This window comes from Inhella gelatinilytica, from assembly GCF_016093295.1.
Classification (GTDB): domain Bacteria; phylum Pseudomonadota; class Gammaproteobacteria; order Burkholderiales; family Burkholderiaceae_C; genus Inhella; species Inhella gelatinilytica.
The window spans coordinates 92599-104746 of record NZ_JAEDAL010000007.1; the positions used below are offsets into that span (position 1 = coordinate 92599).

A 12148-nucleotide genomic window follows, 5' to 3' on the forward strand; every position below is an offset into this window, starting at 1 on the left:
ATGGTTGAAATCGAACTTGACGGTCAGAAAGTGGCCGTTCCGGAAGGCAGCATGGTCATGCATGCGGCCGAAAAGGTGGGGACGTACGTACCGCACTTTTGTTACCACAAGAAGCTCAGCATCGCAGCCAGCTGCCGCATGTGCTTGGTGGAGGTTGAAAAGGCCCCCAAGCCCCTGCCCGCCTGTGCAACGCCGGTGACCCCGGGAATGGTGGTGCGCACACGCTCGGAGAAGGCGGTAAAAGCCCAGCAGGGTGTGATGGAGTTTTTGCTCATCAACCACCCATTGGACTGCCCAATATGCGACCAGGGTGGAGAGTGCCAACTCCAAGATTTGGCGGTTGGTTATGGGGGCAGCAAGAGTCGATACGCTGAAGAAAAGCGGGTGGTATTCCACAAGAACGTGGGTCCGCTGATCTCCATGGAGGAGATGAGCCGCTGCATCCATTGCACGCGCTGCGTTCGCTTTGGGCAGGAAGTGGCCGGCGTCATGGAATTGGGGATGCCCAATCGTGGCGAGCACGCTGAGATCACCACCTTCGTGGGTCGAAGTGTGGATTCCGAGCTCTCGGGGAACATGATCGACCTGTGCCCCGTTGGGGCCTTGACCAGCAAGCCTTTCCGATACAGCGCCCGGACCTGGGAATTGGCTCGGCGCAAGTCGGTGAGTCCGCATGATTCCACCGGTGCCAATCTGATCGTCCAGATCAAGAACAACCGCGTTATGCGTGTTGTTCCGCATGAAAACGAGGCTGTCAACGAGTGCTGGTTGGCCGATCGTGATCGTTTCAGCTACGAAGGCCTGAATGCCGACAGCCGTCTGACGCGCCCCATGATCAAGCGTGACGGCGCTTGGCAGCAGGTGGAGTGGGCCGTGGCCCTGGATTACGCCGCCAAAGGCCTTCAGGGGGTCAAGCAACAGGGCGGCGCCCTGGCCACACTCGTGTCACCGCATGTCACTGTGGAAGAGGCCGCGCTAAGCGCGCAGCTGATGCGTGCGCTGGGTAGCGAGCACATCGATTCGGCGCTGCGTCAGCAAGACGACGCATTGCGAGCCGGAGCGGGGCGTGCGTTCCAGCTGGGACGTTCGATTGCCTCCCTGTCGCACCTGGATACGGTGTTTGTGATTGGCTCGAACCTGCGCAAGGAGCACCCGCTCTTCGCTCAGCGGATCCGCCAAACGGCGCGTCATGGCGCCGCGGTGCTGAGCCTGCATGCGGTGGCTGATGACTGGGCCATGCCGGTTCATCAGCACGCCACTTGTGCTCCCGACCGCTGGTTGTCATTCATGGCCGAAGTCGCGTCGGCCTTGGTGCTGGGCCAGGGTATCGCCGCACCGGTTCCGGTTGCACAGGTCAGCGACGAGGCGCTTCGCCTTGCGCAGGCCCTGCGTCAAGGGCAAGAAAAAGCGGTCTTGCTCGGCAATACCGCGATGGAACACCCGCAAGCCAGCCAGCTGTACGCGCTCGCCGCGTGGATCGCGGCACAGGTCGGGGCTACGGTTGGGGTTCTGGGCCAGGCTGCTAACGCTGTGGGTGTCCAACTGGTCGGTGCAACACCGGGTGCCGGCGGGCGTAGTGCGAGAGCCCTGTTGGGCGAGGCGCCAGCTCAAGGCGTTTTGATGGTCGGTGTGGACCCGCTGCTGGACAGTGCCAATCCCCAAGCAGCCCACGCCGCGTTGGCGCAAGCCGACATGGTGGTGGCGCTGAGTTCGCATCGGACGGATTCGTTGTTGGATCTGGCGGATGTGCTGTTGCCGATGGCGCCCTTCACCGAAACTTCAGGCACGTTCGTCAATGCGGAAGGGCTGGCTCAAAGCTTCGTGGGCGTTGTGCCGCCCTTGGGTGAAACGCGCCCAGGTTGGAAAGTGCTGCGCGTCCTGGCCAATCATCTGGGACTTCCGGGATTCGACTATGAAAGCAGCGAGTCCGTTAGAGCCTCGGTGAACCTGAATGCGCAGAGTGCTGAGGTGGCGGCACTGCAGATTCCATCGACCGAGCCGGCTGGCTTGGTGCGCTTGAATGAATTGCCCATCTACGCAGCGGACATGCTGGTGCGTGAAGCCCCGAGCCTCCAAGCCACTCGGGACGGCCGTCAGGCGTCCGGGGTGCAGATTTCGCGCTCGTTGGCCCTGCAACTGCAACTGACGGACGGTGACTTGGTCCGTGTATCTCAAGGTCAAGGGCATGCGGTCTTGCCTGTGCAGTGCAATGCGAACTTGGCGGATGGCGTCGTCCGTGTCGCTGGCGGCCTGACCCAGACGGTCAGTCTGGGTGCTGGATTTGCCGCCATCACCGTGGAGAAGGCGTGATGATTGACCAGTTCAACGTCTGGGGATCGCAAACTCTGGGCATTCTTTGGCCTGTCGTTTGGTCCCTGATCAAAATCGTTGCGGTGGTTGCGCCGTTGATGATTTTGGTTGCATACCTAACGTTGTGGGAGCGCAAGGGCATTGCGGCTTCGCAACTTCGACCGGGCCCCAACCGCGTTGGCCCTTATGGGCTGCTGACCCCCATTGCGGATGCGGTCAAGCTGATCTTCAAAGAGATCATCTTGCCCACGGCCTCCAGCAAGGGCTTGTTCTTCCTGGGCCCCATCATGACCATCATGCCGGCCTTGGCAGCATGGGCAGTGATTCCGTTCGGTCCGGAAGCGGCCGTGGCAAACATCAATGCGGGCCTGCTGTTCTTGATGGCGATCATGTCCATTGAGGTGTATGGGGTCATCATTGCTGGTTGGTCCTCCAACTCCAAATACGCCTTCTTGGGGGCGATGCGGGCGTCGGCTCAGATGGTCAGTTACGAGATTGCGATGGGTTTTGCACTGGTCGTCGTCTTGATGGTGACCGGCAGCCTGAACATGACGGACATCGTGTTGGGGCAAACCAAAGGTCAGTTTGCTGACATGGGGCTGGGTTTCTTGAGTTGGAACTGGCTGCCGTTGCTCCCCATCTTTGTTGTCTACTTCATCGCGGGACTGGCTGAAACCAACCGTCACCCGTTTGACGTCGTCGAAGGTGAGTCGGAAATCGTCGCCGGCCACATGATCGAGTACTCGGGCATGTCGTTTGCGATGTTCTTCTTGGCTGAGTACGCCAACATGTGGCTGGTTTCCGTCTTGGCGGCGACGATGTTCCTTGGGGGCTGGGCGGCGCCAGTGAGTTTTGCCCTTTTTGGCCTTGAAACCCCGGTGTTCATTCAGAACACCATGGCCCTGTGGAACTGGTTCTGGTTGTTCGCGAAGACCTTCGTGGTTGTGACCCTCTTCCTGTGGGTTCGCGCATCATTCCCCCGCTTCCGCTACGACCAAATCATGCGTCTGGGTTGGAAGATTTTTATCCCGGTCACCTTGGTTTGGCTGATCGTGGTGGGTCTGTGGATCCAGTCCCCCTGGAATATCTGGAAATGAGGGCCTGAGCAGTGAGTGCACTCATCGATTTCTTCAAGAGCTTCATGCTCATTGAGCTGTTCAAGGGCATGGCCCTGACCGGCCGACACTTCCTGGCACCGAACATCACCATTCAGTTCCCGGAAGAAAAAACCCCTCTCAGCCCCCGCTTTCGCGGACTGCACGCCCTGCGCCGCTATGACAACGGGGAAGAGCGTTGCATCGCCTGCAAGCTGTGTGAGGCCGTGTGTCCCGCGATGGCCATCACGATTGAAAGCGGCGTACGGGACGACGGCACGCGGCGTACCACGCGATATGACATTGACCTGACCAAGTGCATCTTTTGCGGGTTCTGCGAGGAAAGCTGTCCGGTCGATTCCATCGTTGAAACGCCGATCTTTGAATACCACGGTGAGAAGCGGGGAGATCTGTACTTCACCAAGGACATGCTGCTGGCGGTGGGTGATCGCTACGAGCCGCTGATCGCCAAAGCCAAGGAGGCGGATGCCAAGTACCGCTGAGGTACTGAGGCCGTAATAACTATGAACATCACCACCGCGTTGTTCTTTCTGTTTTCAGCCATCTTGCTGGGTGCCAGCTTTCGCGTGATTACCGCGAAGTCCACCGTGCATGCGGCACTCTTTCTTGTACTGGCCTTCTTCAATGCCTCCTGCATTTGGATGCTGCTAAAGGCTGAATTTCTGGCCATCACCTTGGTGTTGGTTTATGTCGGTGCCGTGATGGTGCTGTTCTTGTTTGTTGTGATGATGCTGGACTCCCAAACCGACAAGGTCCGGCAGGGTTTTTGGAAGCACCTGCCGTTGGCCGCCGTGGTGGGGGTGGTTGTGGCGTTGGAAATGGCAGCGGTCCTGATGGGCGGCTTCCAGGTGAGTCAGCCAGCCGCCCTGCCTGCGGAGGCGCTCAAGCTCGGCAATAGCAAGCTGCTGGGTGTGGCGATCTACACCGACTATTTGTATCCGCTTCAAGTGGCTGCGGTGCTGCTGGTTGTGGCAATCATTGCCGCCATCGCGCTTACCCTGCGCGAGCGCAAAGATGCACGTTGGCAGGACGCCGGCCAGCAGGTGCGAGTCAAAGCGAAGGATCGGGTCCGTTTGGTCAAGATGAACGCAGTCAAGCCGGCCCAGTCTCAAAAAGAAGAAGGAGCCGCGTGATGGAACTCACCCTCGGCCATTTCCTGACGCTGGGCGGCTTGCTCTTTGCGCTCTCGGTCATTGGCATCTTCATGAATCGCAAGAACCTGATCGTTCTGCTGATGGCGATTGAGTTGATGCTGCTGGCTGTCAACCTCAACTTCATTGCGTTCTCCCATTTCCTGGGGGATATCGCCGGTCAGGTGTTTGTGTTCTTCATCCTTACGGTGGCAGCGGCGGAGTCGGCGATTGGTCTCGCCATCCTTGTCGTGCTGTTCCGCAACCGCAGCTCCATCCGCGTGGATGAGCTGGATTCTCTGAAGGGCTGATCCGATGACCACGCCCATGCTCAATCCGAACCTGCTGCTCTGGGTGCCCCTGGCTCCGCTGATCGGCTGCATCTTGGCCGGCTTGTTCGGCAAAACCATTGGCCGGCGCGGTGCGCACATGGTGACCATTCTGGGGGTGGCCATTGCGGCGGCCATTTCCCTGGTCACGCTCAAGGCCGTGGCCCTGGATGGCGCCCGTTTCTCCGGAACGCTCTATGAGTGGATGGTGGTCGGCGGCATCAAGATGGAAATTGGTTTCCTCGTCGATGGCTTGACGGCCATGATGATGGTGGTCGTGACCTCGGTGTCTCTGATGGTGCACATTTACACCATCGGCTACATGGCAGAAGACCCGGGCTACCAGCGCTTCTTCAGCTACATCTCGCTGTTCACCTTCAGCATGTTGATGCTGGTGATGAGCAACAACCTGCTGCAACTGTTCTTCGGCTGGGAGGCGGTGGGTCTGGTGTCCTATCTGCTGATTGGGTTCTGGTACACGCGACCAACGGCGATCTTCGCCAACATGAAGGCCTTCCTGGTCAACCGCGTGGGTGACTTTGGCTTCATTCTTGGCATCGGCCTGCTGGTGGCCTATTCCGGCTCGTTGAATTACGCCGAAATCTTCGCCAAAAAAGACGCGCTGGCAGCCATTGCCTTCCCGTTGCCCCTGTGGGGCGACGACGGTTGGCGCTTGATCACGGTGGCCTGCATCTGCCTGTTCATCGGTGCAATGGGCAAATCAGCACAGTTCCCGTTGCATGTGTGGCTGCCCGATTCGATGGAAGGCCCGACGCCGATCTCGGCGCTGATCCACGCCGCCACCATGGTGACGGCTGGCATCTTCATGGTCAGCCGCATGTCGCCGCTGTTTGAGCTGTCGGATACGGCGCTGAACGTAGTGCTGGTCGTGGGGGCCATCACAGCGCTCTTCATGGGCTTCCTGGGCATCATCCAGAACGACATCAAGCGCGTGGTTGCGTACTCGACACTCTCGCAGCTGGGCTACATGACGGTTGCGCTCGGTGTGTCGGCGTATTCGGTGGCGGTCTTCCACCTGATGACGCATGCGTTTTTCAAGGCGCTGCTGTTCCTGGCAGCGGGCTCGGTCATCATCGGGATGCACCATGATCAGGACATCCGCAACATGGGTGGCTTGAGGAAGTACATGCCCATCACGTGGATCACCAGCCTGATCGGTTCCTTGGCCCTGATTGGCACGCCATTCCTGTCGGGCTTCTACTCGAAGGATTCCATCATCGAGGCCGTACATGGCAGCGCCCTGCCAGGCGCACACTTTGCGGCTTTTGCGGTGACGGTGGGGGTGTTTGTCACGGCCTTCTACTCCTTCCGCATGTATTTCCTGGTATTCCACGGCAAGGAGCGATTCGGCCATGCCCACCCTGGGCACGATGACCATCACGGTGACGACCACCATCATGGTTTGGCACCGGGCGAGAAGCCGCACGAAACGCCGTGGGTGGTTTGGCTGCCGCTGGTGGCTCTGGCCATTCCTTCGCTGCTCGTTGGCTACTTCACCATCGAACCCATGGTGCACGGCACGTTCTTCGCGGATGCCATCACGGTCAATACGACGGCCCACGGGGCGATGGACCTCCTCAAGCAGCATTTCCATGGCGCCATGGCCATGGGCTTGCACGCGTTCACCACGCTGCCGTTCTGGCTGGCTCTGGCTGGGGTGGCGGTGGCGTACTGGTTCTACATCCTGCAGCCCAGCATCCCCGCGGCGTGCGCTCGCGTGCTGCGTCCGCTGATCACGGTGATGGAGAACAAGTACTACATGGATTGGATCAACGAGCAAATTTTGGCCCGCGCGGTTCGAGGTTTGGGCGTTGGGTTGTGGAAGGGCGGCGATGCAGCCCTGATCGACGGGGTGGCCATTGATGGCTCGGCCAAAGTGGTGGGGCGTCTGGCAGCCTGGATGCGGCGCATCCAGAGCGGCCACCTGACGGCCTACGCCTTCGCCATGATCCTCGGCGTGGTGGGTCTGATGAGCTGGAAGCTGTGGCCCACGATTGCGCCGCAATTGCGCGCATTGCTGGGCCAGTGAGCGAGAAGCCGGAGAACAAGAAATGCAATGGTTGAGTCTTTCGATCTGGCTGCCAGTGCTGTGTGGGGCGTTCATGCTCACGCTCAGCCGTCCCAGCCAGGCGGGTCTGGTGCGTTGGTTGGCACTTGTGTCGGCGCTGGCGAGCTTTGCGGTCACACTGCCGCTGATCACTGGGTTCGATACGGCTTCGGCCGCGATGCAGTTTGTCGAGTCGGCACGTTGGATTGACCGCTTCAATGCCCACTACGCGCTGGGCGTGGATGGCCTCTCGGTGTGGTTTGTGTTGCTCACTGCGTTCATCACCATCATCGTGGTGGTGGCGGCTTGGGACGTGATCGAAGAGCGCGTGAACCAATACATGGGCGCGTTCTTGATCTTGTCGGGCCTCTTGATCGGTGTGTTTGCTGCAACCGATGGCTTGCTCTTTTACGTCTTCTTCGAGGCCACGCTGATCCCGATGTATCTGATCATCGGCGTATGGGGCGGGCCGCGGCGTGTCTATGCCGCCTTTAAGTTTTTCTTGTACACCTTGGCGGGCTCGCTCTTGATGCTGCTGGCCCTGCTGTACCTTTATTTCCAAAGCGCCAAGGTCAATGGCGTAGGTAGCTTTGACATCCTGATGTGGCACAAGTTGCCGCTGGCCATGGATGCGCAGTCCCTGCTGTTCTTTGCCTTCTTCGCCGCCTTTGCGGTCAAGGTGCCGATGTGGCCGGTGCACACTTGGTTGCCGGATGCACACGTCGAGGCGCCGACCGGTGGCTCGGTGGTGCTGGCTGCCATCATGCTGAAACTGGGGGCCTATGGCTTCTTGCGCTTCTCCATGCCCGTGACGCCCGATGCGGCCCATGCCTACGCGCCATTCGTCATCACGTTGTCGCTGATTGCCGTGATTTACGTCGGTCTGGTGGCGATGGTGCAAAAAGACATGAAGAAGTTGGTGGCTTACTCGTCCGTGGCGCACATGGGATTTGTGACGCTGGGCTTTTTCCTCTTCAATCCACTCGGAGTTGCGGGCGGTTTGGTGCAAATGATTGCCCACGGTTTTGTTTCCGGTGCCATGTTCCTCTGCATCGGCGTGCTGTACGACCGTGTCCACTCACGTGAAATCGCGGCCTATGGGGGCGTGGTCAACACCATGCCCAAGTTTGCAGCCTTTGCCGTGCTGTTTGCCATGGCCAATTGCGGGTTGCCGGGAACGGCAGGCTTCATTGGCGAGTGGATGGTGATCCTGGGTGCGGTGCAGTTCAACTTCTGGATTGGCGCACTCGCGGCCACGGCCTTGATCTTTGGCGCCGCCTACTCGCTGTGGATGGTCAAGCGCGTCTACTTTGGCGCGGTCGCTAATGACAACGTGAAGGTATTGAGCGACCTGAGTGCGCGCGAATTTTGGATGCTGGGCATCTTGGCCCTGGCGGTGCTGGCGATGGGCCTCTATCCCAAGCCCTTTACCGATGTGATGAACGCCTCGGTGGATCAGCTGCTGCGCCACGTCGCGGTTTCCAAGCTGCCCTGAGCGATCGAGGACGACAAGATGACGAACATGAATTGGTCGGTCATGACGCCGGAGCTGCTGCTGCTGGGCATGGCCTTGTTCGTGGCGATGGTGGACCTGTGGGTCAAAGATCCCGCACGTCGGGTGACCTATTGGCTAACGCAATTGACTTTGCTGCTGGTCGGCGGTATGCATTTGCAGGCTTTCCAGGCGGGGGGGCGTTTCGTGGCGTTCCAGGACCTCGTGTCGGTCGACCCCCTGGGGCACTTGTTGGCGGGTTTTGCTGCACTCGTCACCGCCGGCGTATTGCTGTTGTCGCGCCCCTATGCGCAAGCACGTGAGTTGCTCAAAGGTGAGTTTTTCACCTTGAGCCTTTTCATGGTGCTCGGGGTGTGCATCATGGTCTCCGCACGCCACTTCCTGGTGGTGTACCTGGGCCTGGAGTTGATGAGCCTTTCGTTGTATGCCCTGGTCGCCCTGCGGCGTGACCACGCGGTGAGCACGGAAGCGGCCATGAAGTACTTTGTGCTGGGCGCTCTGGCCAGTGGCTTCCTACTTTATGGCTTGTCCATGATGTACGGTGCGACGGGCTCGCTGTCCATTCCGCAGGTGTTTGCTGTCGTGACAGCGGGGGGGCTCAATCAGGGCGTGCTGGTCTTCGGACTGGTCTTTATCGTGGCGGGTTTGGCGTTCAAGTTGGGTGCGGCACCTTTCCACATGTGGGTTCCTGACGTCTACCAGGGCGCCCCGACCGCCGTGACGTTGTTGATCGGTACAGCCCCCAAACTCGCGGCGTTTGCTATCACCATTCGCCTGTTGGTGGAGGGTCTGTTCGCACTGGCCGTGGATTGGCAACAGATGTTGCTGGTGCTCGCCGTGTTGTCGCTCGTCGTGGGCAATGTGGTCGCGATTGCTCAGTCCAACATCAAACGCATGTTGGCCTATTCCGGCATTGCCCAAATGGGGTTCATGCTCCTCGCACTGGCCAGTGGTGTGGTGAAAGGGGACGCGCTGCCTGCCGCCAGCGCCTACAGCTCGGCGCTTTTCTATGCCGTGACCTATGTGCTCACCACACTCGGCAGCTTCGGCATGATCATGCTTCTGGCTCGCCAGGGCCATGAGGCCGAACAACTCAGCGACTTCGCGGGATTGGCCCAGCGAAGCCCCTGGTTTGGCGGTGTGATGACACTGCTGATGCTTTCGCTGGCGGGTATCCCAATGACCGTTGGTTTTTACGCCAAGTTGTCTGTTTTGCAGGCGATGATCGCCACGCAGGAAGCGCTGTACTACCAAGTGGCGGTGGCCGCCGTGGTGCTGTCGCTGATTGGCGCCTACTACTACTTGCGTGTCATCAAAGTCATGTGGTTCGATGCGCCCCAAGACCGCCAGCCAATTCAAGCGCCCTGGGATGTCCAGGCGCTGCTCACGGCGAATGGGGTCGCCGTACTGGCTTTGGGTGTCTTGCCCGCCGCCCTGATGGAAGCCTGCAAGCAGGCCATCGTTGGCACCTTGGTTGGCTAACTAGCGATGGCAGCGACGGCCGCACTCTGGGTCTTGCTGGTGCTAGCGGCCAATCTGCCCTTCATGAGCACCCGGGTTTTGCTGATTGGGCCGCTGCGGCCCAACCGCGCATTCGGATGGCGTTTGCTTGAATTGCTGCTGTTGGGGGCGGTTTGGCTGGTGATGGCCTGGACCGTGGAAGCCCGCATGGGCCAACGGCACGCCCAAGAGTGGGGTTTTTATGTGGTCCTGCTCTGTTTGCTGTTGACTTTCGCCGCCCCTGGATTTGTATGGCGGTATCTGCGACGTCACGCTACAGCCAGTGACTGACCTCACGGAGCACTTGCTTTCTCGGGAGGCCATGCTAGACGGCGGCTTTCTCAAGGTCCGGCGTGACCGGGTGCGCCTGCCAGACGGCACGTCGGCTTTTCGGGAGTACATCGTGCACCCGGGTGCCGTCATGATTGTTCCGCTTCTGGCGGATGGGCGCCTGGTCTTGGAGCGGCAGTACCGTCACCCGATGGGGCAAGTCATGCTGGAGTTCCCAGCAGGCAAGAAAGATCCGCTGGAGAGTGCCCTGGCCTGCGCGCAGCGGGAGCTGCGCGAAGAAACCGGCTACGTCGCCAGCGAATGGGCCCATGTCGGGGTTTTGCACAATGCCATTGCTTATTCCACCGAGGGAATTGACGTCTTTCTTGCGCGTGGTTTGATTGCGGGCCCTCAGGAGCTTGATCCGGGCGAATTTGTCGAACCCGTCTTGATGACGGCAGAGGAGCTGGATTGCGCCTGCGCCGAGGGACGGGTGACGGATGCCAAAACCCTGATTGGGCTGATGTGGCTGCAGAAGGTCAACCAGGGCCAGTGGCCGGTGAATTGGATCGTCTCCCCGTCAGCGCGACCGTGACGATCGCCTGAGGCGCACATGGCCTGTTCTCACGGGCGTCGCCAATCGCCCCTCAAATCCCGCCGCTCGCGCCCCAAAGCATGCGCTTCATCCCTGTGGATTGGCAGGGTTGCCACGTGCGCATTAAGCTGCGCTTTTTCCCATAAGCCCAAAATTCCATGTTGACCCAACGCAAGCCCTTGTTGTTGTCCGCTCTCGTTCTGGCCTTGAGTCTGACGGCCTGCCAACGCCCCGACGCCAAGAACAAAGACAAGACGGGGCCGAGTGCCACGCTCCAGATCGCAGCGGAAGACGTGGTGACGGTGGGCAGCAATGGACTGATTGGCGGTCCGGTGCTCACGGGCTCCATTCAGGCGGCCCGCCGAGCGGATCTGCGGGCGGAGGTTGCAGCCGTTGTGCTCCAGGTGACCAAAGACAACGGCGAACCCGTCCGCCAGGGGGACGTCATCGTGCGTCTGGACAGCACCGCCATCCGTGACAACCTGACCAGTGCGGAAGAGGCACTCCGAGCCGCCACGCAAAGCTTTGAACAAACGGAACGGGTTTTGCAGCGCCAGCGCACCTTGAACCAACAAGGCATGACGTCGATGCAGGCGTTGGAGGATGCCGAGTTGCGGCGGAATGCCGCGCAGTCAGAGCTGGCCGCGGCGCGCGCCCGCGTGGTGAGCGCCAAACAGCAAATGACCCGAACGGAAATTAAAGCGCCGTTTGATGGGGTGGTCAGCGAGCGCAAGGTCTCCGTGGGTGACACAGTGCAAGTGGGCCGTGAGATTGTGAAGGTGGTCGATCCGCGCTCGCTTCGATTTGAAGGGCAGGTCAGTGCCGATCGGTTGGGCGAAATTCGCGTCGGACAGGCCGTGGCCTTGCGCGTGAATGGCGTGTCAGAAGGTGAGTACAGCGCCAAACTCGAGCGCATTGATGCGGCAGCCAACCCCACCACGCGTCAGGTCGAAGTGATGGCTCGCTTTGATAACCCCGCCCAAGCGCCAAAGGTCGCTGGGTTGTATGCCGAAGGTCGGGTGAATACGGGCGCGAAGTCAGCCCTGGTGTTGGCGGAATCGAGCTTGGTTCGTCAGGGCGAGGAAGCGTTCGTCTGGCGCCTGGACGGAGACCGACTGAAGAAGGTGTCGGTGCAACTGGGTGAACGCGATGCGCGTCGGGGGGAATGGGTGATCCAGTCGGGCCTTAAGTTGGGGGATGAAGTGTTGCGCAGCCCAGCAGGGCAGTTGGCTGACGGGCAGGCCCTCCGACGGGCAGGCCAGAAGACGCCTCCGGTAGCCGCTGCATCGTCTGCTTCAGCCGCTCAACGTTAAGGACC

11 protein-coding genes are annotated in these 12148 nt (G+C 60.1%); all 11 read left to right on the plus strand.

Translation table 11 applies throughout. The features are described 5' to 3' along the window. The 11 genes from nuoG (at nucleotide 1) to I7X43_RS13405 (ending at nucleotide 12143) form a co-directional block, all read left to right on the plus strand. The gene (gene nuoG / locus I7X43_RS13355) at nucleotides 1-2310 is read left to right on the plus strand and encodes an NADH-quinone oxidoreductase subunit NuoG (RefSeq protein ID WP_198101448.1); all 2310 of its coding nucleotides are present in this window, start codon (nucleotides 1-3) and stop codon (nucleotides 2308-2310) included. Further along, on the plus strand, nucleotides 2310-3407 hold the full coding sequence (gene nuoH / locus I7X43_RS13360; protein ID WP_198101449.1) for an NADH-quinone oxidoreductase subunit NuoH: 1098 nt from the start codon (nucleotides 2310-2312) through the stop codon (nucleotides 3405-3407). Before nuoG ends, nuoH begins: the two co-directional genes overlap by 1 nt. Nucleotides 3408-3418: 11 nt before the next feature. Then, nucleotides 3419-3907, plus strand: coding sequence for an NADH-quinone oxidoreductase subunit NuoI (nuoI, locus tag I7X43_RS13365; protein WP_310737569.1), 489 nt, complete (start codon nucleotides 3419-3421; stop codon nucleotides 3905-3907). 21 nt (nucleotides 3908-3928) lie between these two features. Further along, nucleotides 3929-4558 carry an NADH-quinone oxidoreductase subunit J gene (locus I7X43_RS13370; RefSeq protein WP_198101450.1) on the plus strand — a complete coding sequence of 210 codons (630 nt, stop codon included), beginning with the start codon at nucleotides 3929-3931 and terminating at the stop codon, nucleotides 4556-4558. Further along, complete coding sequence (gene nuoK / locus I7X43_RS13375; RefSeq protein WP_198101451.1) at nucleotides 4558-4866, plus strand: NADH-quinone oxidoreductase subunit NuoK; 309 nt, start codon at nucleotides 4558-4560, stop codon at nucleotides 4864-4866. The genes I7X43_RS13370 and nuoK overlap by 1 nt, the downstream gene beginning before the upstream one ends. 4 nt (nucleotides 4867-4870) lie before the next feature. After that, the gene (gene nuoL / locus I7X43_RS13380) at nucleotides 4871-6934 is read left to right on the plus strand and encodes an NADH-quinone oxidoreductase subunit L (RefSeq protein WP_246480417.1); all 2064 of its coding nucleotides are present in this window, start codon (nucleotides 4871-4873) and stop codon (nucleotides 6932-6934) included. Between the two features lie 22 nt (nucleotides 6935-6956). Next, the gene (locus tag I7X43_RS13385) at nucleotides 6957-8447 is read left to right on the plus strand and encodes an NADH-quinone oxidoreductase subunit M (RefSeq protein ID WP_198101452.1); all 1491 of its coding nucleotides are present in this window, start codon (nucleotides 6957-6959) and stop codon (nucleotides 8445-8447) included. An 18-nt stretch (nucleotides 8448-8465) separates the two neighbouring features. After that, a complete protein-coding gene (nuoN, locus tag I7X43_RS13390) occupies nucleotides 8466-9947 on the plus strand; it encodes an NADH-quinone oxidoreductase subunit NuoN (RefSeq protein ID WP_198101453.1) in 1482 nt (493 codons plus the stop codon). Between the two features lie 63 nt (nucleotides 9948-10010). Then, on the plus strand, nucleotides 10011-10256 hold the full coding sequence (locus I7X43_RS13395) for a DUF2818 family protein (protein ID WP_246480418.1): 246 nt from the start codon (nucleotides 10011-10013) through the stop codon (nucleotides 10254-10256). Beyond that, nucleotides 10249-10830 carry an NUDIX domain-containing protein gene (locus I7X43_RS13400; RefSeq protein WP_510602557.1) on the plus strand — a complete coding sequence of 194 codons (582 nt, stop codon included), beginning with the start codon at nucleotides 10249-10251 and terminating at the stop codon, nucleotides 10828-10830. The genes I7X43_RS13395 and I7X43_RS13400 overlap by 8 nt, the downstream gene beginning before the upstream one ends. 158 nt (nucleotides 10831-10988) lie before the next feature. Continuing rightward, on the plus strand, nucleotides 10989-12143 hold the full coding sequence (locus tag I7X43_RS13405) for an efflux RND transporter periplasmic adaptor subunit (RefSeq protein ID WP_198101455.1): 1155 nt from the start codon (nucleotides 10989-10991) through the stop codon (nucleotides 12141-12143). The last annotated feature ends 5 nt before the right edge of the window (nucleotides 12144-12148 follow it).